Below are 25,237 nucleotides of genomic sequence, written 5' to 3'. Positions count from 1 at the left end.
CGCCTGTGGCGCCGCCCGCTGCCGCGCCCGCGCCTGCTGCGCCGCCGGCACCGGTGTCGGCCGCGGTGGCGTGCTCGAACTTCACGGCGGTGATGGGCGATTCGGGGTTCCCGCGCGAGGCGATCCGCCAGGGGATCGACAAGGGCGAGGTGCTGATCCAGTTCACGCTGAGCGCCAGTGGCGAGATCAAGGACATGAAGGTGCTGAAGTCGACGCACCCGGTCTTTGCGCGCAACAGCCTGAGGGTGGTGGGCGAATACAAGTGCCAGGGCCAGGGCAAGGACGTGCAGGTGCTGGCGCCGTTCAGCTACAAGCTGGAGTGAACGCCCGGGCGACCTGAAGACTCCGCTGGATCACTGACTTTCGTTGCGACGAGGGCCCTGACCGGGGCCATGAATTCACAAATTTCTCTAGAGATTGGAAACACCATGTCTTTGTTTTCTCTGCGCTCACTGACCATGGCTCTGAGCCTTGCTGTTGCCGCCACGGTGTTCGTGGCCCCTCAAGCTGCGCAAGCGCAGGCCTCGGCSCCGGCCGCTGAAGCGCCGGCCSCGGTGGCWGCMCCGGCGGCGCCGGTGGCGGTGCCGGGTGCGGTGACGAAGGAGTCGGTGGACAACCCGTACGGGCTGAGCGCGCTGTGGGCGCAGGGCGACTTCGTGGCGCGCGGCACGCTGATCATCCTGGTGATCATGAGCATGGGCAGCTGGTACATCCTGGTGACCAAGCTGTTCGAGAGCTTCAAGATCAGCGGCGAGGCGCGTGCGGCGCGCAAGAGCTTCTTCAAGTCGGCGAGCCTGAACGACGGCGTCGCGACGCTGAAGGACGGCAGCGCGTTCCGCTTCATTGCCGAGACGGCGATCGAGGCGGGCGACCACCACGAGGGCGAGCTGACCGCGAACATCGACCGCAACACCTGGGTGGGCGTGAGCGTGCAGCGCGCGATCGACAACGTGCAAAGCCGCCTGCAGGACGGCCTGGCCTTCCTGGCGACGGTGGGTTCCACCGCGCCGTTCGTGGGGCTGTTCGGCACGGTGTGGGGCATCTATCACGCGCTGACGGCGATCGGCATTGCCGGCCAGGCGTCGATCGACAAGGTGGCGGGCCCGGTGGGCGAGGCGCTGATCATGACGGCCATTGGTCTCGCGGTGGCGGTGCCGGCGGTGCTGGGCTACAACTGGCTGGTGCGTCGCAACAAGGTGACGATGGAGTCGGTGCGCAGCTTCGGGGCGGACCTGCACGGGGTGTTGCTGGGCAGCCGCTCGACGCTGCGCGGCGGCGGCCGCTGATCGCGACGACCTCCTGAGAAAAGGAGCAACGCGATGGCCATGAACGTGGGTAGTGGAGACGGGGACGACGACGAGGTCGTCTCCAGCATCAACACGACGCCGCTGGTGGACGTGATGCTGGTGCTGCTGATCATCTTCCTGATCACGGTGCCGGTGGTGACGCAGACGGCGCCGGTGAGCCTGCCGAAGGAGACCAACATTGCGCGGGTGACGAAGCCGGAGAACATCGAGATCTCGGTGACGAAGGACGGCGACGTGTTCTGGAACGCGCAGGCGGTGGCGGACAACAACGCGCTGGTGGCGAGGCTGAAGAAGGTGTCGGTGCTGACGCCGCAGCCGGAGATCCACATCCGGGGCGACGAGAAGAGCCGCTACGAGTCGGTGGGTCGGGTGGTGTTCGCGTGCCAGCGCGCGGGCATCCAGAAGATCAGCTTCGTGACGGAACCGCCGCCGCGCGGCTGAGGTCGGACCCCAGAGACAAGGACCAAGCAAATGGGAATGAACGTAGGCTCCGGCRGSGGMAGTGGYGAYCCCGACGTGATGGTGGAGATGAACACGACGCCGCTGATCGACGTGATGCTGGTGTTGCTGATCATGCTGATCATCACGATCCCGATCCAGCTGCACTCGGTGAACCTGAACATGCCCACGGGCAGCCCGCCGCCGCCGCTGCGCGACCCGGTGGTGGTGACGATCGACATCGACTTCGACGGCACGATCCTGTGGAACGGTGAAGTGGTGCCGGACCGCACGGTGCTGGAGACGAAGCTGGCGGCGACGGCGGCGRTCGCCGACCAGCCCGAGGTGCACATCCGCCCGAACAAGCTGGTGGAGTACAAGTCGGTGGCGATGGTGCTGGCCAGTGCGCAGCGGCTCGGGGTGGCCAAGCTGGGCATGGTGGGCAACGAGCAGTTCATCAAGTGAGCACGGCCATGAAGCTGAAACCCCTGGTGGCCGCCGCGCTGYTGGCCGTGGCGCTGACGAGCACGTACGCACAGGACGCGGTGCGCCCGGACATCGGCAAGCCGCTGCAAGCGGCGGGCGACCTGATCAAGGCCGGCAAGTACAAGGAAGCGCTCGCCAAGGTGCGCGACGCCGACGCGGTGCCGAACAAGAACGCGAGCGAGAGCTACACGATCGAGCGCATGCGCATCGCGGCAGCCTCGGGCGCGGGCGATGCGGAGACGGCCGGYAARTCGTTCGAGGCGCTCGCGGCCACCGGCAAGCTGGCGCCGGCCGACAAGCTGCGCATGCTGGAGTCGCTGGCCGGGACCGCCTACCGGGCCAAGGACTACGCGAAGACGATGCAGTGGGGCCAGCGCTACTTCAAGGAAGGTGGCGCGAGCGGCACGGTGCGCACGCTGCTGATCCAGAGCCAGTACCTGGGCGGYGACTTCGCCGGCGCGGCGCGCGAGCTGCAGGTGGAGATCAAYGCSTCSGAGAAGGCGGGGCAGGCRCCGGCCGAAGACCGGCTGAAGCTGCTGGCGAACGCGACGCAGCGCATGAACGACACCAACGCGTACGTGTGGGCGGTCGAGAAGCTGGTGACGTACTACCCGCAGAAGCAGTACTGGACGGACCTGCTGGGGCGGCTGCAGCGCAAGCCGAACTTCAGCGACCGGCTGGCGCTGGACACGTACCGGCTGAGCCTCGCGACGGGGGCGACGAGCGCGCCGGCCGACTACATGGAGATGGTGCAGCTGGCGGTGCAGGCGGGCAGCCTGAACGAGGCGCAGCAGGCGATGGACAAGGGCTTCGCGGCGGGGGTGCTGGGCGTGGGCCCGGAGGCCGAGCGGCACAAGCGGCTGAAGGACYTGGTGGCCAAGCGGCTGGCCGAGGCGAAGGCGGGCCAGGCGCAGGCGCTGACGGAGGCGAAGGCSGCCAAGGACGGCGGCGAGYTGCTGGCGATCGGCCTGGACCAGGTCTACGGCGGGCAGGCCAGGCCGGGGCTGGAGCTGATGCAGCAGGGCATCGCGAAGGGCACGAAGCGGCCCGATGACGCGAAGCTGCACCTGGCGATTGCGCAGCTGGTGGCGGGCGACCATGCGAAGTCGGCCGCGACCTTCCGGACCGTGCAGGGCAACGATGGCACGGCCGATCTCGCGCGGCTGTGGGCCTTGTACGCCCGCAAGAAGTGACTTGACGCCCGGGCTCCCCGCCCGGGCCACAAAACAGTGGCGCGCTCCGGCTTGGACTGGTATCGTTGCCCTCGATCGCCCTGCAACGGGGCGATCCTCCAGACTTGGTGCAGGCACTGCACTGTCTGACAAGCGCATGTAAGCGCTTGAATTCAAACGAAAAATCCTGCTGCTAAGACAACTCTAATACCAATTGACTTATTGGTATTGCTGGTACTAAACTGGTTTCATCGCGGGCTCGATGCCCGCCCATGAACAACGTGCCAGAGAGCAGTCGATGATCGAATACCTGATCGGCGTGGATGGAGGCGGCACCGGCACCCGGGCCCTCGTCGCGCGCCGTGCCGGGGCGGTGCTGGGGCGGGGCGAAGCCGGCCCGTCGGCGCTGGGCCAGGGCATCGAGCCGGCGTGGCAGCAGATCGAGCTGGCGGTCGCCCGCGCCTTCGATGCGGCCGGCGTCGCCCGGCCCGCCCTCGCGCAGTGCGCCCTCGGCGCCGGCCTGTCCGGCATGAGCAATGCGCCGTGGCGCGATGCCTTCCTGGCGCAGAACCCTGGCTACGCAAAGCTGCTCGGCGAGACCGATGGCTTCGCGATGCTCGTCGGCGCGCATGAAGGCCGCCCCGGTGCGCTGCTCGCGGCCGGCACCGGCAGCATCGGCGAGGTGTGGCGCGCCGATGGCACGCGCGCCAGCGTCGGCGGCTGGGGCTTCCCGGTCGGCGACGAAGGCAGCGGTGCCTGGCTCGGCCTGCGGGCGATGCGCATCGCCCAGTGCGCGATGGATGGCCGCCTGCCCACCGGCCCGCTGGCGCGCCGCGTCTGGGCGCAGTGCGGCGAAGACGCCGAGACGCTGCAGGCCTGGTGCGGCCGCGCCGGCCAGTTCGCGTATGCGCAGCTCGCGCCGGCCGTGTTCGACACCGAAGACAGCGACCCGGCCGCCGCGCAATTGCTGGTGCGCGCGGTGTCCGAGCTCGAGGCGATCGCCCGCGCGCTGGACCCGGCCGGCGAACTGCCGCTCGCGGTGCTCGGCAGCGTCGGCCAGCGCCTGTCGCCCCGCCTTTCACCTGCGCTGCTCGCGCGCTGCGTCGCCGTCGCCGACGGGCCGGCCGCCGGCGCGCTGACCCTGATCCGACGCGAGGTCGAGACCGACCGATGAAGAAACCCCTGTTCGATTTCAAGCCCGACGCGCGCGACAGCTCGCCGCTGTACGTGCAGCTGGCCCGCAAGCTGGGGCAGGCGATCCGCGACGGCCGCTACCAGGCCGACGAGGCGCTGCCGTCCGAGCGCGTGCTGTCGGAGTCGCTCGACGTGTCGCGCGTGACCGCGCGCAAGGCCATCGACCAGCTGGTCGAGCAAGGCCTGATCGTGCGCCGCCGCGGCTCGGGCAACTACATCGCACCGCGCATCGAGCAGCCGCTGTCGCGGCTGACGAGCTTCTCCGAAGAGCTGCACCAGCGCGGCTACACGCCGAGCTCGCAATGGCTCGAGCGCAGCATCACCGCGGCGGTGCCCGACGAGCAGCTGAGCCTGGGCCTGTCGCCCGGTGCGCGCGTCGCGCGGCTGGAGCGGCTGCGCCTGGCCGACGAGGTCGTGATGGCCTACGAGGTCAGCGTGCTGCCGCAGAGCGTGCTGCCGCAGCCCGAGCTGGTCGACGGCTCGCTGTACGAATACCTGACCGCCACCCGCCAGGCGCCGGTACGCGCGCTGCAGCACATCCGCGCGCTGAATGCGCAGCCGCGGCTCGCCGAGCAGCTCGGCGTGCCGGTCGGGCAGGCGGTGCTGTTCATCACCCGGATCGGCTACCTGGAAACCGGCCAGGCGGTCGAGCTGACCCATTCCTATTGCCGAAGCGATTACTACGACTTCGTCGCCGAAATGAGAAGAGACGCATGAGCACCCACCTGCAAGGCAAGGTCCTCACCCCCCAAGGATTCGTCGACGGCCGCATCGAGTTCGACGCCGACGGCCGCATCGTGCGCGTCGAAGGCACGCCGATCGACGTGCGCAAGGTGCGCGACAAGGCCGGCGCCATCGTGCTGCCCGGCTTCATCGACCTGCACGTGCATGGCGGTGGTGGGCACGACATCATGGAAGGCGGCGATTCGGCGGCGCGCGTGTCCGAGCTGCATGCGCGCCATGGCACCACCGCGCTGCTGGCGACGACGATGACCGCACCGATGAGCGACCTCGAGCTCGCGTTCGCCGGCCTCAAGTCGGTGTGCGCGACCCGCAGCCCGAAGGGCGCGCGCGTGCTGGGCGTGCATCTCGAAGGCCCGTACATCAACGGCGGCAAGCTCGGCGCGCAGCCGAACTTCGCGCGGCCGGTGCAGACCGCCGAGCTGGCGCGCCTGAACGAGCTGGCACCGATCCGCCTGATCACGCTGGCGCCCGAGATCGCCGGCAACATGGACCTGATCGAGTCGCTGTGCGCCGCGGGCTTCCGTGTGCAGCTCGGCCACACGCTGGGCAGCTACGAGGACGGCGTCGAGGCGCTCAGGCGCGGCGCGGGCGGCTTCACGCATTTGTTCAACGCGATGAGCGGGCTGCACCACCGCGAGCCCGGCATGGTCGGTGCAGCACTCGCGCATGCGAAGTACTCCGAGATCATTCCGGACCTGCTGCATGCGCACAAGGGCGCGATCCGCGTCGCGCTGCGCGCCATCCCGCACCTCTACTGCGTCACCGATTCGACCGCCGCCGCCGGCATGCCCGACGGTGACTACCGGCTCGGCCGCCACAAGGTCACCAAGTGCCTGGGCGGCGTGYGGCTGGCCGACGGCACGCTGGCCGGATCGACCCTCACCATGGACCAGGCGCTGCGCAACCTGGTCAACGAGCTGGACATGGACCTGATCGACGCGTCGCGCCGCGTCTCCACCCATGCGGCCGACTACCTCGGCGCCTCGGACCGCGGGCGCTTGTCTGCCGGCGCCTGGGGCGATGCCGTCGTGCTCGACCGCGACCTCATTGTTTCGGACGTCTATGTTGAAGGAAGCTCGATTGAACTCGCGCATGCTGGCTGAGGCCCGCGAAGCCCCCTCTGCGGTCGCACGGCAACTGGCCGAGAACGACCAGGCCTACAGCGATTTCGGTGCCTTGCTGCGCAGCAAGCCGCCGGGCTCGGTGCTGACCGTCGCGCGCGGCAGCTCCGACCATGCGGCCCACTTCATGGCCTACCTGATCATGGCGCGCATGGGCCGGCTGGTGACCTCGCTGCCGATGTCGCTGATCACGCTGTACCAGTCGCAGATCGCCTGCGACGGGCTGGCGGCCATGGCCTTCTCGCAATCGGGCCAGAGCCCCGACCTGGTCGCGCCGATGCGCTACTTCACCGACGGCGGCGCCTGCACCGCGGCCTTCGTCAACGACCCGGAGTCGCCGCTCGCGAAGGCCGCGCAGTGGGTGTTCCCGCTGCACGCCGGTGCCGAGACCAGCGTCGCCGCGACCAAGAGCTTCATCACGCAGATGGTGGCCGGCGCGCGCACCGTGGCCGCCTGGCAGGACGACCTGGTGCTGCAGGCCGCGCTGTCGGCGCTGCCCGGCGTGCTGTCGCGTGCCGCGCATGCCGACTGGACGCCGGCGGTCGATGCGCTGGTCAACGCCGACAAGCTGTTCGTGATCGGCCGCGGCACCGGGCTGCCGGTCGCGCTGGAGGCGGCGCTGAAGTTCAAGGAGACCTGCGCGATCCAGGCCGAGGCGTTCTCGGGCGCCGAGGTCAAGCACGGCCCGATGGCGCTGATCGACGAAGGCTATCCGCTGCTGATCTTCGCGCCGCGCGGCCCGGCGCAGGCCGGCCTGCTGGCGCTCGCCGACGAGATGCGTGCGCGCGGCGCCAAGGTGCTGCTGGCGGCACCCGGCGGCACGCCGCACGCGAACCTGCCGATCGTCGAGACCGCGTCGATCGAGCTCGACCCGATCTCGGTCGTGCAGAGCTTCTATCCGATGGTCGAGGCGCTGGCGCGTGCGCGCGGCTTCGATCCCGACAAACCGAAGTTCCTGGCCAAGGTGACGAGGACGCAATGAGCACGGTATTCCATCCAGGGCAGTTGGTGATGGTCAACATCCCAGGGAAGCACCTGGATGGATCGACCGCTGCCTTCCTGCGCGAACACCACATCCGCGCGATCTGCCTGTTCCGCTGGAACCTCGGCACCGAGGCCGAGGTGCGCCGGCTCACCGCCGACCTGCGCGAAGCGATGGGCGAGCACGCGCTGATCGGCATCGACCAGGAAGGCGGCTCGGTGGTGCGCTCGACCTTCCTGCCGCAGGCGCCGGCCGCGATGGCGCTCGGCGCGGCCGGCGACCAGGCAATGGCCGAGGAGGTCGGCGCGGCGGTCGCGCGCGGCCTCGCGAGCCTCGGCATCAACTGGAACTTCGCGCCGGTGCTCGACGTGAACAACAACCCGGCCAACCCGGTGATCGCCGAGCGCAGCTTCTCGGAAGACCCGCTGGCGGTGACCAAGCTGGCCGGCGCGTGGATGCGCGGCTCGCTGCGCGAAGGCGTGGCCTGCTGCGTGAAGCACTTTCCGGGGCACGGCGACACGCACGTCGATTCGCACCGCGACCTGCCCGAGGTGAACAAGTCGCTGGCCCAGCTGGAGGCGCTGGAGTTCGTGCCGTTCCGCGCGCTGCGCCACGAGGCGCCGGCGATGATGACGGCGCACATCGTCTACCCGCAGCTCGACCCCGAGCACCCGGCGACGCTGTCGCGCCGCGTGCTGGGCACGCTGCTGCGCGAGAGCTGGGGCTACGACGGCGTCGTGATCACCGACTCGCTGGTGATGAAGGCGATCCACGACCGCTACGGCCACGACCGCGCCGCGGTGCTCGCGCTGCAGGCCGGCGCCGACATGGTGATGGCGCTCGGCACGCAGGACGAGCAGCTGGCCGCGATCCGCGCCATCCAGCGCGCGCAGGCGAGCGGCGACCTGGGCGCCGAGAAGCTCGCCAAGGCGAACGCGCGGCTCGACCGGCTGGCCGCCCGCTACCCGGTGCGCCATGCCGACTACACGCCGGCGCAGCATGAGCGCGACGACGACCTGATGCACCGCGCCTGGGCCGCCGGCCTGACGACGCGCGGCACCGCGCCGGTGCTGCGCCGCGACCACCGGCTGCGCGTGTTCACGCAGCGCGCGKTGCCGAGCGACGGCGTGTCCGAAGCCGGCCTCGCGGGTGCGCAGGTGGCCGAGCTGTTCGGCGGCTTCGCGAGCGTCGACATGGTCGAGCTCGACGTGCTGGCCGAGCTCGACTGGTCGACGATCCCGCGCGACGGCCGCCTGAACGTCGTCGTCTCGAACCACCGCGACCGCTACGACGCGCGCGCCAAGGCGTGGCGCGCCGACCTGCACGTCGTGCTGTGGAACCCGTACCAGGCGCTGGACATCCCGGCGCCCGCCGTCATCACCTGGGGCTATGCCACCGGGGCGCTGGTCGCGCTGCGCGACTGGCTCGAACGCCGCACCACCGCACCCGGCCGCTCGCCGGTGCGGCTGGACACCCGTCGCTGATCCACACCGAAGTTCCTGGAGTCCTCCCGCATGTCCACCGCCACGAAGGGTTCGCCGATCCGCTGGGTGCCGAGCCTCTACCTCGCGCAGGGGCTGCCGTTCTTCGCGGTCAACGTGATCGCGCAGCAGATGCTGATCAGCATGCAGGTGCCCAACGAGCAGATCACGCGCTGGCTCGGCGTGCTGAGCCTGGCCTGGGGCATCAAGTGGCTGTGGAGCCCGTTCCTCGAACTGGCGCCGAGCAAGAAATCGGTGGTGATCGTGTTCCAGCTGCTCGGCGCGGGCGGGCTCGCGCTGACGGCGATCGCGCTGCACCTGCCGGCGTTCTTCGTGATCGCCGTCATCGCGCTCGCGCTGGTGTCGCTCGCGTCGGCGACGCACGACGTGGCCTCCGACGGGCTGTACATCGCGAGCCTCGACAACAAGGCGCAGGCCGAGTACGCCGGCTGGCAGGGCGCGTTCTTCAACGTCGCGCGCTTCGTGTCGGCCGGCGGCCTGCTGATCCTGGCCGGCTCGCTCGAGAAATCGGTCGGCGTGCCGGCCGCCTGGACCGCGATCTTCCTGATGCTGGCCGCCGCGATGGTGGTGCTCGGGCTCTACAACGCGTGGTCTCTGCCGGGCACGCGCAACGTGCCGGCCGATGCCGGCTCGGCCGCCGACGTGAGCCGCACGCTGTGGCACGTGATCCAGGATTTCCTGCGCAAGCCGGGCATCTGGCTGGCGATCCTCTTCATCATCCTGTTCCGCGCCAGCGAGGGGCAGATCCAGACCATCGGGCCGATCTTCCTGCGCGCCGCGCGCGACGTGGGCGGGCTCGGCCTCAGCACCGACCAGGTCGGCTGGGCCTACGGCACGGCCGGCACGATCGCGTTCATCGCCGGCAGCATCGTCGGCGGCTACTTCGCCGCGTGGCTGGGGCTGAAGCGCGCGATGGTGTGGCTGATCCTCGCGATGAACCTGCCGAGCATCGCATTCGTCTTCCTCAGCATCGCGATGCCGACGAACTTCGGCGTGATCGCCGCGGCGCTGAGCCTGGAGATGTTCGGCTACGGCTTCGGCTTCGTCGGCGTGATCCTGTACCTGATGCAGGTGGTGTCGGTGGGGCGCTACCAGACGGCGCACTACGCGATCGGCTCCGGCGTGATGGGGCTGGGCATGAGCCTGTTCCGCACCATCAGCGGTGACATCCAGGTGGCGCTCGGCTACCAGAACTTCTTCCTGTGGGGGCTGGCGTGCGCGGTGCCGGTGCTGATCCTCGCGCGCTTCGTGCCGCTCGAGTCGAAGCCGGCCGAGCCCGCTGCGCCGGCGCAGGTGGTCGAGGCCTGAGCACGCGATGACGATGCGCCGCCTGTCACTTGCTGCATGCGTCCTCGCCGGCTCGTTGCTGGCCGGATGTGCCAGCGTGCCTACTCCGGCACCGGACGCCGGCGTGTTCTTCGACGACTTCAGCCAGCCGAGCGTCGCCGCATTGGCCGCCGGCGGCTGGACGGTGCGCGACCAGCGCGGCCACCCCGGCATCGAGGGCGCCGGCTGGGGCGCCGGGGCGCTGTCGCTGGTCGACGACCCGGCGCAGCCCGGCAACCGGCTGCTGCGCCTGAGCGCGCGCACCGACGGCACGCCCGCCGGCACGACGCAGGCCCAGCTGTGCCACGCTCGCAAGTACCTCGAAGGCACCTACGCCGCGCGCATCCGCTTCAGCGACGCTCCGGTGCAGGGGCCTGACGGCGACGTGCTGGTGCAGACCTTCTACACGGTGAGCCCGCTGCGCTTCCCGTACGACCCGCAGTACAGCGAGCTCGACTGGGAGTACCTGCCGAACGGCGGCTGGGGCGATGCGCGCACGCGGCTCTACGGCGTGACCTGGCAGACCGTGCGCCTCGACCCGTGGGATGCCTACAACCAGCCGCTGCAGCACTTCGCGGCGCTGGGGCCCTCGGGCGGCGGCTGGCACGTGCTGATGATGCAGGTGGCCGGTGGCAAGAGCCGCTTCTTCCTCGACGGCCGGCAGCTCGATGAACATGGCGGGCGCAACTACCCGGTGGTGCCGATGGCGATCGCGTTCAGCCAGTGGTTCGTGCCGGCGGGGCAGCTGGCCGGCGTGTCGGCGCCGCGCGCGTATGAGGAGGATGTCGACTGGGTCTACCACGCGCGCAACCGCGTGATGACGCCCGCCGAGGTGGCGCAGGCGGTGCAGGCGCTGCGCCGCGCCGGGCAGACCGCCGTCGACACCGTGCCGGCGGCCGAGCCGCCGCTCACCTCCACCTGCGACTTCTGAGGTCACGCCGTGCAGCCCGCGCCCATTCACATGAACGCACGCCGCACGGATCGCCTTCCGGCCTCAGCCGGCGTTCAGCTCGGCGACGAAGTCGTACATGTCGCCGCGGTAGAAGCTCTGCGAGAGCTCGATCGCCCGGCCATCGCGCAGGTAGCCCAGCCGCTCGACCAGCAGCCCGGCGTCGCCGACGTTCGCCTCGAGCAGCCGCGCCTGCTCGGCGTTCAGCAGCAGCGCCCGCAGCCGCTGCAGCGCGCGCACCGGGCGGTTGCCCTGCTGCTCGAGCGCCGCGTACAGCGAATCGCCCACCGCCTCGAGCGACGGCAGGCAGCCCGCCACCACGGTCGCGATCTCGATCGCCATCGGCGCGTCGTCGGCGTAGCGCAGCCGGTTGAAGCGGTAGACCAGCGCGCCGGGGCTCAGCGCGAGCTTCAGCGCCTCTTCCGGCGTCACCGTGCCCTGCGAGCGTTTCAGCCACACGCTGTGCGGGCGGCTGCCGCGGGCGCGCATGTCCTCGGAGAACGAGGTCAGCTTCGCGAAGTTCTTCTCGACGCGCGAGGACACGAAGTTGCCCGACCCCTGCCGGCGCACCAGCCAGCCTTCTTCGGCCAGCCCCTCGATCGCTCGGCGCACCGTGATGCGCGAGACCGCGAAATCCTCGGCGAGCTGGCGCTCGGAGGGCAGGGCGTCGTCGGGCCCCAGCACGCGGCGCTCGATGGCCTCGCGCACCGCACGCTGCAGCTGTTGGTACAGCGGCAGGCTGTGATTCGGGTCCAGCGGCTTGAGCACCTGGGCCAATGTCGTCATGCGAACCCCTTTGTTTTATCCGGCTCGTGCGGCCGGGTTGCGGCGATCTCTCAAGGGCAGATGGTGATGGACCATACCAATTCAATACAAGAAGTCCAAAAGGACCGCACGAATGACAGTTTCGATGGCCCTCGGACCGCACTTTACATCAGTGGTTTCCCCGTGGTTGCTGGCTGACGACGCTATTGCAATCGCGTGAAATTGGTAGCATAGTGGCCTCTAGTGGTAGCTTACTGGTACTAGAACTGGCATCAAAAGCGTCACGGTTCTCGGGGGAAGGAGCTGCAGTCCACTTTCCCGGTGGTCTGCAGATGAGGTCCCAGGTTTCCTAACAGGCCGAATCAGTTTCGGCGGCCCATTAACCCAGGCAACAGAGGCAGACATGAAAGCTAAAAGGACTCCCATCGCATCGGCGGTCGCGCTCGCTCTGATGAGCGCGTTCACGGCGGCCCACGCACAGGACGCAGCCGCGCCAGCGGCTGCCGCCGCGTCGGCACCGCAGCCGGCGCAGGCTGCTTCGGCGCCGCTGGCGGACGAGAAGCCGATTGAAACTGCCGCGCCGGCGAAGAACGCGCAGAACCTGGAAGCGGTGGTGATCACCGGCATTCGTGGTTCGCTGCAGCAGTCGCTGAACCGCAAGCGCAATGCCGATTCGGTGGTTGAAGTCATCACGGCCGAAGACATCGGCAAGATGCCCGACAAGAACGTCGCCGATTCGCTGCAGCGCATCCCGGGCGTCAACATCAGCTCGGCCGGTGCCGGCGAAGGCGGCTTCGACGAGGCCGACCGGGTCAGCCTGCGGGGCACCAACCCCAGCCTGACGCAGACGATGATCAACGGCCACATGGTCGGCTCGGGCGACTGGTTCGTGCTGAACCAGGTCGGCACCGTCGGCCGCAGCGTCAGCTATTCGCTGCTGCCGTCGGAGCTGGTCGGCGCCGTCGTGGTGAACAAGAGCTCGCGCGCCGACCTGGTCGAAGGCGGCGTGGCCGGCACGGTCGACATCCAGACCCGCAAGCCGCTGGACTTCAAGAAGCAGCTGACGCTGGAAGCCACGGCGGGCGCGGTGTATGCCGACCTGCCGGAGAAGACCGATCCGCAGTTCAACGCGCTGTTCAACTGGAAGAACGAGGCCAACAACTTCGGCGTGCTGGTGCAGGGCTTCTCCGAGAAGCGCCACCTGCGTCGTGACGGGCAGGAAATGCTGGGCTATACCGCCATTGCACCAGGAAGCAAGATCGCGCTGTCGAACCCCGACCTCGCGGGCGTGCTGTACCCGAACGGCATCGGCTCGGCCCTGTTCGAGCAGGAGCGCAAGCGCGAAGGCGCCTTCATCGACCTGCAGGTCAAGCCCACCAACGACGTGACGCTGGATCTGAGCGGCTTCCGATCGAAGATGGAGGCGACCAACTACAACCGCAACTACCTGATCTTCCCGTCGAAGATCCTGGACGGCGGCAAGGGGCAGGCGCCGGATGCGGGCTATGTCATCCGCAACGGCACCTTGGTGTCGGCCAATTTCACCAACATCGGCGTGCCCGGGCAAACACCGTCGCAAGACCAGCAGTACGGCATCGTCGACCAGATCTACCGTCCCGGCGCCAATGCGGTCAGCGACTTCTACAACCTGGACGGCAAGTGGAACGTCAACGACAAGCTGACGCTGCTGAGCAAGATCGGCACTTCGAAGGGCAAGGGTGAAACGCCGAAGCAGGCGGTCTACGAGCAGGACATCCTGAACACCGGTGCGAGCTACACGCTGCATGGCATCGGTTCGCCGGCCGATGCGGCCCTGCCGGGGATCAACCAGGGCACCTTCAACGTTCCAGGCCAGACCCGGCTCGATTGGGTCTTCGGTGCCAGCCCGGCCACCACGAAGGACAAGGAGAACTGGGGCCAGCTCGATGGTGAATACGCCCTCGAGGCAGGCGCCGTCACCGGCCTGAAGTTCGGTGCGCGCTTCGCCGAGCACACGCGTGAGTCGACCTGGATTGCCCAAGGCCCCGCCGCCGGCGCGTTCGACAACCTGCCTGCCTGGAACGGCTCGACCTACCCGGGCAATTTCGGCGGCGGCCTGGGCGGCGGCAACTTCCCGCACATGCCGTGGCAGCTCGATCCGGCCGCCCTCGAGGCCTGGGGTGACAAATATTCGAACCGCGATCCGGTGTCGCGCGAATACTGGCCCGGCGAATTCTCGATGCGCGAGAAGAACACCGCCGTCTACCTGATGGCCAACCTCGAAGGCAACCGCTGGAGCGGCAACGTTGGCGTGCGCGTGGTCAGCACCAAGGAGCAAGTGACCCAGAACGTCGCGATCACCGGGGTCACCGATCCGACGACCGTGCCTGGCGCGATCACCACGTCGGCGTTCGGTCCGTTCTATCGCAAGGAGATCGACAACACCTACACCGACGTGCTGCCCAGCCTGAACCTGAAGTACGACCTGTCCAAGGACCTGGTGGCCCGCTTCGGCCTCGCCAAGACCATGGCTCGGCCGGACTACAGCGCGCTGGCAGGTTCGGTGAGCCTGGATGAGCTGAACCACACTGGCAGCGGCGGCAACCCCGACCTGAAGCCGATTCGCTCGACGAACGTCGACGTCGGGCTGGAGTGGTACTTCGCACCGCGCTCGCTGTTGTCGGCCAGCCTGTTCTACATGGACCTGAACAACTACGTCAGCTACGGCACGTCGCAGTTGCAGTATCTGAACATCAAGACCGGCGCGTACGAGACCTTCAACGTCTCGTCGCCGACCAACAGCAGCGGCCGGGTCCAGGGCCTCGAACTCTCGTACCAGCAACCGATCGGCGCCGGCTTCGGCACCATCGCGAACTACACGTACGCCGATGCCGAGGAAACCGGTGGCGGGCCGCTCGTGGGTGCGTCGAAGAACACCTACAACCTGACCGGCTACTACGAGAACGACAGCTTCAGCGCCCGCGTGAACTACAGCTTCCGCTCGAAGTTCTACAACGGCCTGGACCGCAGCACGGCGCAGTACCAGGACGACACCGACAACGTGTCGGCATCGATCGGCTACAAGATCAGCGACAACCTGACCGTCACGCTGGACGGGATGAACCTGAACAACCCGAAGCTGAAGTACTACGCGAACAACCCGGACCAGCCGACCGCGTTCTACGTCAACGGTCGCCAGTACTACCTCTCGCTGCGCTTGAAGATGTAATTGCAGAGGACGTCGAAGATGGGATCGAGGGTGGGGCGCATGCCCCACCCTTTTTTTCAGGAGGCATCTCTTCGCATGAAGCACCCCATGAAGTTCCTCGTTCCCGCCGCGAGCGCACTCGCGCTGCTCGGCTGCGCGAGCCGATACGAGCCGCCACAGGATCCGGGCACGACGGTTCCCATCACCTTCGTCAACCACGGTCCGGCCGCGGGAACCTTCATCCGCCCGACGCCTCAGGCGTGCAGCACCACGGGTGATGCGGGCCTCGTCGGCAACATTGGCCGGATGAAGATCCCGCTGAACGAAGTGCTCGAGCGATCGACCCGTGTCAGGCACTCGGTGCCCGTCACCATCTCGATGGGCTGGTGGGAGGAAGCGCGTCCCGTGCGCGAATGCGGCGAGAAGCTCACCTTCACGCCGAAGGCGGGCCGCGAGTACCAGGTCGAGTTCATCTCGGCGCCCGAGATGCTCACCGGCTCCCGCGCGCCGAGCGCGTGTTCCGTCGAAGTCCGCGAGCGCACGGTTGCAGGTGCGCCTTTCTCCAGGCTCGGCGACGAGGTCGTTCGCACGCGCGAGAACCTGTGCATCCGATGAGGGCCTGCACCACCCCGCTTACACCCCGCCACAACCCCACACCGTTGTTTCGGGTTTCCCTCTATCGCCAAGTGCGCGATCTGCACTAAATTCACGCCTTGGAATCGGTTCCAAGTGGCCTGAAGAGCAACAACAGCCGTCAAATCCCGCCGCACACATCCACCGCGCCGGTTCCTCATGCGGCGGGCGCAGCCTCTGCGCCCGTGAATTCCGCCAGCCCCGCCGGGCCGGCCTTTGACGGAGATCGACATGTTGACTTCAACAGGGATGCACCGCGTCCCCCGCCCGCGCGCGAACGGCGCCGGGTCGTGGGTGACGCTTTTCTTGTGGGCCTGCGCCGCGCTGCTCGCGGCCATCGCCTTTCCGGCCCGCGCGGCCGACTACACCCAGGGTGTTGCCGTGTCCGGCAGCACCGCGACGATCTGGTTCAAGTCCACCGTCAGCACGACCTGGGTCGACACGCACTACACCGTCAACGGTGGCGGCCAGCAGAACGTGCGCATGACCTACTCCAGCGCCAATGCGCGCTATGAGCAGGCGGTGGGCAACGCGGCACAGGGCACCGTGCTCGGCTACTCGTTCACCTACAACAACGGCAACCCGGCCTATGACACGCCGGCCTTCAGCTACACCGTGGGTGGCACGACCCCGCCGGTCGACCCGGTTCCCACCGGCATCGCCTGCTTCTACGAGAACGCCAACTACGCCGGCGCGGTGACCTGCGCCGATGCCGACAGCAGCTGGGTCGGCGGCACGTGGAACGACCGCTTCTCGTCGGTGAAGGTGCGCGCCGGCTACAAGGTGCAGCTCTTCAACGACATCAACTACGGTGGCGGCTCGGTCACGCTGACCGGCGACACGCCGAACCTCGGCACGGTCGGCTTCAACGACCTGGCCTCGTCGTTCAAGATCACGACCAACGGCACGACGCTGCCGACCTCGGACACGCCGGACTTCGGCCCGAACGTCTCGATCTTCGAGCCGTCGACGCCGATCGACACCATCCGCACCAAGGTCAACAGCGCCTTCGACTCGATGAACAAGAGCTCGACCGCCCAGTTCGGCGGCCAGCGCTTCACCTTCCTGTTCAAGCCGGGCACCTACAACGACCTGTGGATCAACCTGGGCTTCTACACGACGGTGGCCGGCCTCGGCCTGAACCCCGACGACGTGCGCTTCCAGAACGGCGCGCTCAACGTCGACAGCGGCTGGAACCTCGGCGACGAGAAGAACGCGACGCAGAACTTCTGGCGCTCCGCCGAGAACCTGTCGATCGTGCCGAACGGCGGCACCAACCGCTGGGCCGTCTCGCAGGCCGCACCGATGCGCCGCATCCACGTGCTGGGCAACATGACGCTGGGCCCGTCGAACATGGACGGCGGCCAGGGCTATGCCAGCGGCGGCTACATCGCCGACAGCAAGATCGACGGCCAGATCAGCTCCGGCTCGCAGCAGCAGTGGTACACGCGTGACAGCAACCTCGGCAGCTGGACCGGCGGCGTGTGGAACATGGTGTTCTCCGGCGTGCCGGGCGGCCCGGCCGCGACCACCTTCCCGCAACCGGTGTACACGGTGCTGCCGACCACGCCGTTCTCGCGCGACAAGCCCTACCTGTACATCGACAGCGCCGGCAAGTACCGCGTGTTCGTGCCGTCGCTGCGCACCAATGCGTCCGGTGCCAGCTGGGCCAATGGCGCGACGGCAGGCAGCTCGATCCCGATGAGCCAGTTCTACGTGGCCAAGCCGAGCGACAGCGCGGCGACGCTGAACCAGGCGCTGGCACAAGGCCTGAACCTGTTCTTCACGCCAGGCACCTACCAGCTCAACGACACGATCCGCATCACGCGGGCCAACACCGTGGTGCTGGGCCTGGGCTTCCCGGCCCTGGTGCCGACGGGCGGCGTGGTGCCGATGAGCGTGGCCGACGTCGACGGCGTCAAGATCGCCGGCCTGCTGTTCGATGCCGGCACCGTGAACAGCCAATCGCTGCTGACGGTCGGCCCGACGGGCGCCGCGAACAACCACGCGGCCAACCCGATCAGCATCCACGACATCTTCTTCCGCATCGGCGGCGCGGTGTCGGGCAAGGCGACCAACAGCCTGATCGTGAACAGCCACAACACGATCATCGACCACATCTGGGCCTGGCGCGCCGACCACGGCATCGCCGCGACCGGCTGGGGCATCAACACCGCCGACACCGGCGTGGTCGTGAACGGCAACGACGTGCTGGCCACTGGCCTGTTCGTCGAGCACTACCAGAAGTACGAAGTGATCTGGAACGGCCAGAACGGCAAGACGATCTTCTTCCAGAACGAGTTCCCGTACGACCCGCCGAGCCAGACCACCTGGCGCAGCGACGCGGTGGGCTATGCCGCGTACAAGGTGGCCGATTCGGTGACGACGCACGAGCTGTGGGGCGGCGGCGCGTACTGCTTCTTCAACATCAACCCGCAGATCCACGCCGGGCGCGGCTTCGAGGTCCCGGCCACGCCGGGCGTCAAGCTGCACAGCGTGATGACGGTGTCGCTGGGCGGCGTGGGCGTGATCGACCACGTGGTCAACAACACCGGCGCGGCGGCACAAGGCGTGTCGACGATCCCGGTGAACGTGATCAATTTCCCGTAAGCACCGCGGGTGCCTGAAGCGCGGCCCGTCGCTGTGAAGCGGCGGGCCGTTTTTCTTTCGTGCGGGCGCTCAGGGCCGGCCGGCGGCCGGCGCGTGCGGTCGCCGCGCACCGCCGGTGCGGCGGTCGGCCTTGTCGGTCACGCGGCCCATCGCATTCATCGTGCGGCCCTGCGCCTCGAGCAGCTGCAGGCTGTGGGCCAGCACGTCGATCTGCGCCGCGTCGAGCGCGGCCAGCAGCTCGGTGTTGAGCTGCGCGATGCGGGGGAACAGCTGCTCGTACAGCTGCCGGCCGCTGTCGGCCAGGCTCAGGTGCACGACGCGCTTGTCGGCAGCGCTGCGCCGGGAGTGCACGAGCCCCTTCTTCACCAGCCCCTGCAGCGCGCGCGAGGTGCGCACGCGGTCGAGCTGCAGGCGCTCGGCCAGCGCTGACGAGGTGATCTCGTCGATCGGGTACAGGCTCGCCACCATGCCCCATTCACGCCGCGTGATGCCGAACCCGCCCTCGACCAGGCGCGTGACCATGCTGCCGCTGGCGCGCACGACGCGGGCCAGCCGGTACATCAGCAGGTCCTCGAGGCCCTGGGGCGCGAGCAGGGAGCGGGCGGTGACGAGAGAGCTCATCGGACTGTGTCGTGATTCGCACGCAGCATCGATGCGTGCAGATGATGGATTAGATCAACCATCGGGCCGTCACCTAGATTCACACCAGGTCACGGAGGGTTGAATGCGTTCCTTGTTCTCATGGCGCCTCGTCGCCGGATTCAGTGTCGCACTGGCCTCCTGGGGCGTCCAGGCGGCCGCGCTGGACGGCACGCTGACGCTGGTCGTCGGCTATGCACCGGGAGGCGGCTCGGACCGTGTCGCGCGCGTCATCGGCGACAAGCTGCACACAGCGCTCGGCGTGACGGTGGTGATCGAGAACGTGGCCGGCGCCGGTGGGCGCATCGCGGCGCAGCAGGTGCGCCGCGCGGGGCCGAACCAGAACGTGCTGATGCTCGGCAACCCGGCCGTGATGGTCGTGGCGCCGCTCGTCTTCAAGGATGTCGGCTACGACCCGGACAAGGATTTCGTGCCGGTCTCGCGCGTGGCCGACTACCAGTTCGCGGTGGCCGTGGGCCGCGAGGTGCCGGTGCGCGAGTGGCCGCACCTGGTGGCCTGGCTCCAGGCCAACCCCGAGAAGGCCAACTTCGGCGTGCCCGCGGCCGGCAGCCTGCCCCACTTCTTCGGCCTGATGCTGGGCGATGCGGTGAAGGTGGCGCCGCAGATCGTCAGCTATCGCGGATCGGCGCCGCTGGCCAACGACCTGCTGGGCGGCCAGCTGCCGGTGGCGATCGACACGCTGGACGCGCTCTATGCCCAGCATGCGGCCGGCAAGGTGCGCATCCTGGCGATGTCGGGCACGCAGCGCGCGAGCTTCGCGAAAGACATCCCGACCTTCCGCGAGGCCGGCTTCAACGTCGCCGCCACCGGCTGGAATGCCTTCTTCGCACCGGCGTCCATGCCGCCGGCCAAGGTCCAGCTGCTCGGCCAGGCGATCCGCGCCGCGATGCAGGACGCGTCGGTGCGCAGCGCCTTCGAGACCATGAACCTGACGCCGGTGCTCAGCACGCCGGCCGAGACGGCGCAGATGCTGAAGACCTTCCGCGCCCAGTGGGAGCCGGTGGTCAAGCGGGCGGGCTTCGTGCCCTGATCAAGAAAAACGGGAGACAAGCCTTGAACCTGCCAACCTTCTGGCGACCGCTGGCCGCCTGCTGCCTGGTGCTCGCGACCTCGGTCGCGACACCACCCGCCGCGGCCCAGGCGCTGAACGAGCCGGTCACGCTGGTCGTCGGCTATGCGGCCGGCGGCAGCACGGACCGCGCGGCCCGCGTGGTGGCCGAGCACCTCGGCAAGAAGCTCGGGGTGGCGGTGACGGTCGACAACCGCCCCGGTGACGGCGGGCGGCTCGCCGCGCAGCAGCTGAGCCACACGCCGGCCCACCAGAACCTGCTGCTGCTGGCCAACCCCGCGGTGATGGTGGTGGCCCCCATCRTCTTCAACAAGGGCGCGGGCTACGACCCCGACAAGGATTTCGTGCCGGTGTCGCAGGTGACCAGCTACGACTTCGCGATCGCCGTCGGCCCCGCGGTGCCGCTGGACCGGCTGATGTTCCTCGTCAGCTGGCTGTGGGCCCATCCGCAGGACACGCGGTTCGGCGTGCCGGCCACCGGCAGCCTGCCGCACTTCTTCGGCCTGATGGCGGGCGACGCCCTCAGCATCAAGCCGCAGATCGTCGGCTACAAGGGCTCGGCGCCGCTGCTGGCCGACGTCGTCGCCGGCAAGGTGCCGATCGCCATCGACACGCTGGATTCGCTGTACCCGCAGCACGTCGCCGGCAAGGTCCGCATCCTGGCCGTGTCGGGCACGCAGCGTGCGAGCTTCGCGAAAGACATCCCGACCTTCCGCGAGGCCGGCATGAAGGTCGACGCCGCCGGCTGGAACGCCTTCTTCGCGCCCAGCTCGATGCCGCCGGCCAAGGTGCAGCTGCTCGGCCAGGCCATCCACGACGTGATGCAGGAGCCGGCCGTCCAGCAGGCCTTCAACGCGCTGTTCCTGGCCCCGGTGGTCAGCACGCCGGCGGACACCGCGAAGATGGTCAAGGCCTTCCGCGAGCAATGGGAGCCGGTGGTGCGCCGCTCGGGCTTCGCCCCCTGAGCCGAGAGCGAATCCAGCATGCCGCGCAACGTCCTGTTCATCATGGCCGACCAGCTCCGGCGGGATCACCTGGGCTGCTACGGCCACCCCTGGCTGCGCACCCCCCACATCGATGCGCTGGCGCGCCGCGGCGTGCGCTTCGACCAGGCCCACGTCAATTCCGGCGTCTGCGGGCCGTCGCGGATGAGCTACTACACCGGCCGCTACCCGTCGAGCCACGGCGCCACCTGGAATCGCGTGCCGCTGTCGATCGGCGAACTGACGCTCGGCGACTACCTGCGCGGCGCCGACCGGCGCCTGGTGCTGGCCGGCAAGTCGCACGTCATCCCGGACCGCGAGGGCCTGGCGCGCCTGCAGCTCGACGGCGGCAGCGAGCTCGCGGCCCTGCTCGAACGCGGCGGCTTCGAGGAGATCGACCGCTACGACGGCCACCACACGCCCGGCGCCGAAAGCGGCTACCCGGGCTTCCTGCGCGCCCACGGCTATGCCGGCGCCGACCCGTGGAGCGACCACGTGATCTCGGCCGTCGACGCGAACGGCCAGGTCGTCAGCGGCTGGCACATGCGCAACGTGCACCTGCCCGCGCGCGTGCGCGAGGAGCATTCGGAGACGGCGTACATGACCGACCAGGCCATGCGCTTCATGTCGCGCGTCGGGGACGAGCCGTGGGTGCTGCACCTGAGCTACGTGAAGCCGCACTGGCCCTACATGGCCCCGGCCCCGTACCACGCGCTCTACACGCCCGACCAATGCCTGCCGGTGCTGCGCACCCAGGCGGAGCTGCGCGACGCGCATCCGGTGCTGGCCGCCTACCGCGAGAGCGAGGAGAGCCGCAGCTTCTCGATGGACGAGTGCGTGCGCACCGTGCGGCCGGCCTACCAGGGCCTGATCCACCAGCTCGACGATCACCTCGGCCGGCTGTTCGAGCACATGGACCGGCTCGGCGTGCTGGACGACACCCTGATCGTCTTCACCGCCGACCATGGCGACTTCCTCGGCGATCACTGGCTGGGCGAGAAGGAGCTGTTCTACGACATGGTGCAGCGCGTGCCGCTGATCGTGGTCGACCCCTCGCCCGCGGCCGAGGCCACGCGGGGCAGCGTCGACCAGCGCTTCGTCGAGAGCGTGGACATCGTGCCGACCGTGCTGGAGGCGCTCGGCATCGAGCGCCCGGCGCATCGCCTCGAAGGCGCCAGCCTGCTGCCGCTGCTGCACGGCGGCACGCCGGCCTGGCGCGACAGCGTGTACTCGGAGCTCGACTACAGCTTCAAGCAGGCGCGGCTGCGCCTGGGCAAGAGCCCGCAGAACGCGCGCGCCTTTTCGCTGCGCACGGCGCGCTGGCGCTACGTGTACTGGCTCGACGAACCCGAGCAGCTCTACGACCTGCAGTCGGACCCCGACGAGATGCACGACCTGGGCCGGGACACGGGCACGCTGGGCCGGCGCATCGAGTTGCGCACGCAGCTGTTCGACTGGCTCGCGCGCCGCAAGCGGCGCACCACGGTCAGCGATGCGGTGGTGGAGCGCGGGACCCACGCGCACAAGCGCGCCGGCGTGTACTTCGGGCAGTGGTAGGCCCCTGGCGGCCGGCCTCGCGCGGGCGCACACTACGGACAGGTTCGTAGCGCGGAGCAACTGCCATGACCACCGTCGCCGACATCCTCAAGTCCAAGGTCGACACGACCGTCCACACCATCGACCCCGCGGAGTCGGTCTATGACGCGCTGCGCCTGATGGCGCAGGCGAACGTCGGCGCGCTGGTGGTGGTCGAGGACGATCGCGTGGTCGGCATCGTCAGCGAACGCGATTACGCCCGCAAGGTGGCGCTGAAGGGCCGCGCGTCGCGCGAGACGCCGCTGCGCGACATCATGGCCAGCCCGGTGATGTACGTGCACCCGCGCCACACCAGCGAGGAGTGCATGGCGCTGATGACCGACAACCGGCTGCGCCACCTGCCCGTGATGGAGGGCGGCCAGCTGATCGGCCTGATCTCGATCGGCGACCTGGTGAAGGACATCATCGCCGGGCAGAAATTCATCATCGAGCAGCTCGAGCACTACATCGCGGGGCACGCTTCCTGAGCGGCTCACGCCAGCGCGTGATCGGCCAATGCGTGATCGGCCAGCAGCAGCGCGAACAGCCCGAACAGGTAGACGATCGAATAGCGGAACACCGGCATCGCCAGCCGCGGGTCGCGGCGCAGGCGCCATGCGAGCGCGACGAAGCGCCCGCCGAGCAGCATCGCGCCGGCGAGGTACGGCCAGCCGCTCATGCCGATCGCGAACGGCAGCGCCGTGATCAGCACCAGGGCCACGGTGTACTGCAGGATGCGCGCCGACGTGAAGGCGACGCCGTGGGTGACCGGCAGCATCGGCACCTCGGCGCGCGCGTAGTCGTCGCGGCGGTGGATCGCCAGCGCCCAGAAATGCGGCGGCGTCCACACCAGGATGATCAGGAACAGCAGCAGCGCGCCCGGGTCGAGCTGGCCGGTCACCGCGACCCAGCCGAGCAGCGGCGGGGCCGCGCCCGCCGCCCCGCCGATGACGATGTTCTGCGGCGTGCGGTGTTTCAGGAACAGGCTGTAGATCCCTGCATAGCCGACCAGCGACGCGAAGGTCAGCAGCGCGCACAGCGGGTTGGTGAAGGCCAGCAGCAGCCCCATGCCGGCCGCGCCCAGCACGGCCGCGAACAGGATCACCTGCACGGCGCGCACGGCCCCGCGCGGCAACGGCCGGCCGCGCGTTCGCGCCATCACCGCGTCGATGCGCCGGTCGACCAGGTGGTTGACGGCGGCCGCGGCGCCGGCCACCAGGCCGATGCCCAGCGAGCCGAAGACCAGCGCGCGCCACGGCAAGGCCCCGTGCGTCGACAGCAGCATGCCGACGAGGACGGTGAACAGCATCAGCGCGACCACGCGCGGCTTGGTCAGCTCCAGGTAGCTGCGCCAGGGCGCGCGTGCGGCCGAGACGGAGGCGATGGTGTCGATGTGGCAGCCCTCAGCGGAAGAAGAGCAGGCGCGTCAGGTGCGTGTGGCCGGCCTCGGAAGCCATCAGCCCGACCAGCACCAGCAGGCACAGCGGGGGCAGCAGGATCGCGCAGATCAGCGCCAGCCGCTCCCAGGCCAGGTGCATGAAGACCGCGACGATCAGCCCCGCCTTCAGCAGCATGAAGACCACGATCAGGGTCCAGCGCAGCAGCCCCTGGAAGTGGAAGTAGTCGACGCCGTACGACAGCGTGCTGAGCACGAACAGCAGCGCCCAGATCCGCAGGTACAGGCCGATCGGATGCTGTTGCCCGGTTCCCGTCGTCATGGCACACCTCACCACAGGTAGAACAGCGCGAAGATGAAGACCCACACCAGGTCGACGAAGTGCCAGTACAGGCCGACGATCTCGACGATCTGGTAGTTGCCGCCGTCGTAGCGGCCGCGCAGCAGGCGCACCGCGACCACGATCAGGTAGATCACGCCGGCCGTGACGTGCAGGCCGTGGAAGCCGGTGATCATGAAGAAGGTCGAGCCGAACTGCGCCGCCCCCATCGGGTTGCCCCAGGGCCGCACGCCTTCGAGGATCAGCTTGGTCCATTCGAAGGCCTGCATGCAGACGAACATCTCGCCGAAGCCGGCCGTGATGAACATCAGCGCCGCGGCATTGACGCGGTCGCGCCGGTACGCGCAGTTCACCGCCATCGCCATCGTGCCGCTGCTGGTGATCAGCACGAAGGTCATGATCGCGATCAGCAGCAGCGGCACGTCGCTGCCGCCGACGTGCAGCGCGAACACCTGGCTCGGGTTGGGCCAGGGCACCGTGGTCGAGGTGCGCACCGTCATGTAGCCGGTCAGGAAGGAGCCGAAGATGAAGGTGTCGCTGAGCAGGAAGAACCACATCATCGCCTTGCCCCAGGCGACGTGGAACGCCTGGCGGTCGGACGACCAGTCGGTGACCAGCCCGCGCCAGCCGATCGGTGGCGCTGCGCCGGGGTCGTGGACGACGGCACTCATGGCGTCAAGCCCTGCCGCAGATGAACCGGACCACGTCCGGCGTCAGCCCGCCGAGCGCGGCGAACAGCACCGCCCACACGGCCAGCAGGAAGTGCCAGTAGCGCGCGCACAGCGCGATGCGCCGCGC

24 protein-coding genes and 1 pseudogene are annotated in these 25,237 nt (G+C 68.9%); 19 read left to right on the top strand and 6 right to left on the bottom strand.

The window, feature by feature from the left end:
* From AC1DXV_RS13985 to AC1DXV_RS13930, 12 genes are all read left to right on the top strand, one after another.
* On the top strand, nt 1–323 hold a 323-nt coding region (locus AC1DXV_RS13985), incomplete at its 5' end, for an energy transducer TonB (RefSeq protein WP_477934071.1).
* Nucleotides 324–428: 105 nt separating this feature from the next.
* Complete coding sequence (locus AC1DXV_RS13980) at nt 429–1,286, top strand: MotA/TolQ/ExbB proton channel family protein (protein WP_477870210.1); 858 nt, start codon at nt 429–431, stop codon at nt 1,284–1,286.
* Between the two features lie 33 nt (nt 1,287–1,319).
* Nucleotides 1,320–1,748, top strand: a complete 429-nt coding sequence (locus AC1DXV_RS13975; protein ID WP_477870212.1) for an ExbD/TolR family protein — start codon at nt 1,320–1,322, stop codon at nt 1,746–1,748.
* 30 nt (nt 1,749–1,778) lie between these two features.
* Nucleotides 1,779–2,210 carry an ExbD/TolR family protein gene (locus AC1DXV_RS13970; protein ID WP_477870214.1) on the top strand — a complete coding sequence of 144 codons (432 nt, stop codon included), beginning with the start codon at nt 1,779–1,781 and terminating at the stop codon, nt 2,208–2,210.
* An 8-nt stretch (nt 2,211–2,218) separates the two neighbouring features.
* The gene (locus AC1DXV_RS13965) at nt 2,219–3,424 is read left to right on the top strand and encodes a tetratricopeptide repeat protein (RefSeq protein ID WP_477870216.1); all 1,206 of its coding nucleotides are present in this window, start codon (nt 2,219–2,221) and stop codon (nt 3,422–3,424) included.
* Between the two features lie 277 nt (nt 3,425–3,701).
* The gene (locus tag AC1DXV_RS13960) at nt 3,702–4,577 is read left to right on the top strand and encodes a glucosamine kinase nucleotide-binding domain-containing protein (protein ID WP_477934069.1); all 876 of its coding nucleotides are present in this window, start codon (nt 3,702–3,704) and stop codon (nt 4,575–4,577) included.
* Nucleotides 4,574–5,314: a GntR family transcriptional regulator gene (locus AC1DXV_RS13955; protein WP_477865385.1), complete on the top strand. Its 741-nt coding sequence runs from the start codon at nt 4,574–4,576 to the stop codon at nt 5,312–5,314. The genes AC1DXV_RS13960 and AC1DXV_RS13955 overlap by 4 nt, the downstream gene beginning before the upstream one ends.
* Nucleotides 5,311–6,444, top strand: a complete 1,134-nt coding sequence (nagA, locus tag AC1DXV_RS13950) for an N-acetylglucosamine-6-phosphate deacetylase (RefSeq protein ID WP_477934067.1) — start codon at nt 5,311–5,313, stop codon at nt 6,442–6,444. The genes AC1DXV_RS13955 and nagA overlap by 4 nt, the downstream gene beginning before the upstream one ends.
* Nucleotides 6,434–7,444, top strand: coding sequence for an SIS domain-containing protein (locus AC1DXV_RS13945; protein WP_477865383.1), 1,011 nt, complete (start codon nt 6,434–6,436; stop codon nt 7,442–7,444). Before nagA ends, AC1DXV_RS13945 begins: the two co-directional genes overlap by 11 nt.
* A complete protein-coding gene (nagZ, locus tag AC1DXV_RS13940; RefSeq protein WP_477934065.1) occupies nt 7,441–8,928 on the top strand; it encodes a beta-N-acetylhexosaminidase in 1,488 nt (495 codons plus the stop codon). Before AC1DXV_RS13945 ends, nagZ begins: the two co-directional genes overlap by 4 nt.
* Before the next feature lie 30 nt (nt 8,929–8,958).
* Complete coding sequence (locus tag AC1DXV_RS13935; protein WP_477865381.1) at nt 8,959–10,254, top strand: MFS transporter; 1,296 nt, start codon at nt 8,959–8,961, stop codon at nt 10,252–10,254.
* A 7-nt stretch (nt 10,255–10,261) separates the two neighbouring features.
* Complete coding sequence (locus tag AC1DXV_RS13930) at nt 10,262–11,203, top strand: glycoside hydrolase family 16 protein (RefSeq protein ID WP_477865380.1); 942 nt, start codon at nt 10,262–10,264, stop codon at nt 11,201–11,203.
* Nucleotides 11,204–11,266: 63 nt separating this feature from the next.
* On the opposite strand, the gene AC1DXV_RS13925 is transcribed toward AC1DXV_RS13930, so the two are convergent.
* On the bottom strand, nt 11,267–12,007 hold the full coding sequence (locus AC1DXV_RS13925; RefSeq protein ID WP_047510694.1) for a GntR family transcriptional regulator: 741 nt from the start codon (nt 12,005–12,007) through the stop codon (nt 11,267–11,269).
* Nucleotides 12,008–12,437: 430 nt separating this feature from the next.
* On the opposite strand from AC1DXV_RS13925, the gene AC1DXV_RS13920 reads away from it, so the two are divergent.
* The 3 genes from AC1DXV_RS13920 to AC1DXV_RS13910 all read left to right on the top strand — a co-directional run bounded on the left by AC1DXV_RS13920 (nt 12,438) and on the right by AC1DXV_RS13910 (nt 18,416).
* Nucleotides 12,438–15,194: a TonB-dependent receptor gene (locus tag AC1DXV_RS13920; protein ID WP_477865379.1), complete on the top strand. Its 2,757-nt coding sequence runs from the start codon at nt 12,438–12,440 to the stop codon at nt 15,192–15,194.
* Nucleotides 15,195–15,281: 87 nt separating this feature from the next.
* On the top strand, nt 15,282–15,788 hold the full coding sequence (locus AC1DXV_RS13915; RefSeq protein ID WP_477865378.1) for a hypothetical protein: 507 nt from the start codon (nt 15,282–15,284) through the stop codon (nt 15,786–15,788).
* A gap of 312 nt (nt 15,789–16,100) precedes the next feature.
* On the top strand, nt 16,101–18,416 hold the full coding sequence (locus tag AC1DXV_RS13910; RefSeq protein ID WP_477934063.1) for a pectate lyase-like domain-containing protein: 2,316 nt from the start codon (nt 16,101–16,103) through the stop codon (nt 18,414–18,416).
* A gap of 69 nt (nt 18,417–18,485) precedes the next feature.
* Here AC1DXV_RS13910 and AC1DXV_RS13905 read toward each other — a convergent pair whose 3' ends face one another.
* On the bottom strand, nt 18,486–19,037 hold the full coding sequence (locus AC1DXV_RS13905) for a MarR family winged helix-turn-helix transcriptional regulator (protein WP_477934061.1): 552 nt from the start codon (nt 19,035–19,037) through the stop codon (nt 18,486–18,488).
* Between the two features lie 103 nt (nt 19,038–19,140).
* Here AC1DXV_RS13905 and AC1DXV_RS13900 point away from each other — a divergent pair, with 103 nt between their 5' ends.
* From AC1DXV_RS13900 to AC1DXV_RS13885, 4 genes are all read left to right on the top strand, one after another.
* Nucleotides 19,141–20,106, top strand: a complete 966-nt coding sequence (locus AC1DXV_RS13900) for a tripartite tricarboxylate transporter substrate-binding protein (protein ID WP_477865598.1) — start codon at nt 19,141–19,143, stop codon at nt 20,104–20,106.
* A gap of 23 nt (nt 20,107–20,129) precedes the next feature.
* Nucleotides 20,130–21,110, top strand: a complete 981-nt coding sequence (locus tag AC1DXV_RS13895; protein WP_477934059.1) for a tripartite tricarboxylate transporter substrate-binding protein — start codon at nt 20,130–20,132, stop codon at nt 21,108–21,110.
* Nucleotides 21,111–21,128: 18 nt separating this feature from the next.
* Nucleotides 21,129–22,685 (top strand): sulfatase-like hydrolase/transferase, encoded by a 1,557-nt coding sequence (locus AC1DXV_RS13890; protein ID WP_477865600.1) that lies wholly within the window; start codon nt 21,129–21,131, stop codon nt 22,683–22,685.
* Between the two features lie 65 nt (nt 22,686–22,750).
* On the top strand, nt 22,751–23,191 hold the full coding sequence (locus AC1DXV_RS13885; RefSeq protein ID WP_477865601.1) for a CBS domain-containing protein: 441 nt from the start codon (nt 22,751–22,753) through the stop codon (nt 23,189–23,191).
* Between the two features lie 5 nt (nt 23,192–23,196).
* Here AC1DXV_RS13885 and cyoE read toward each other — a convergent pair whose 3' ends face one another.
* The 4 genes and pseudogenes from cyoE to AC1DXV_RS13865 form a co-directional block, all read right to left on the bottom strand.
* Nucleotides 23,197–24,087 carry a heme o synthase gene (gene cyoE / locus AC1DXV_RS13880; protein ID WP_477865609.1) on the bottom strand — a complete coding sequence of 297 codons (891 nt, stop codon included), beginning with the start codon at nt 24,085–24,087 and terminating at the stop codon, nt 23,197–23,199.
* Between the two features lie 19 nt (nt 24,088–24,106).
* Nucleotides 24,107–24,421: a cytochrome C oxidase subunit IV family protein gene (locus AC1DXV_RS13875; RefSeq protein WP_477865602.1), complete on the bottom strand. Its 315-nt coding sequence runs from the start codon at nt 24,419–24,421 to the stop codon at nt 24,107–24,109.
* Between the two features lie 8 nt (nt 24,422–24,429).
* Nucleotides 24,430–25,110, bottom strand: a complete 681-nt coding sequence (locus AC1DXV_RS13870) for a heme-copper oxidase subunit III family protein (RefSeq protein ID WP_477865603.1) — start codon at nt 25,108–25,110, stop codon at nt 24,430–24,432.
* A gap of 4 nt (nt 25,111–25,114) precedes the next feature.
* Nucleotides 25,115–25,237, bottom strand: a pseudogene (locus AC1DXV_RS13865) (bb3-type cytochrome oxidase subunit III); the annotation flags it as partial.

It is taken from the genome of Rhizobacter sp. P3_C12 (genome assembly GCF_056402735.1).
Note: the sequence above shows the minus strand (reverse complement) of the source record. Positions and strands in the feature narration are given on the sequence as shown.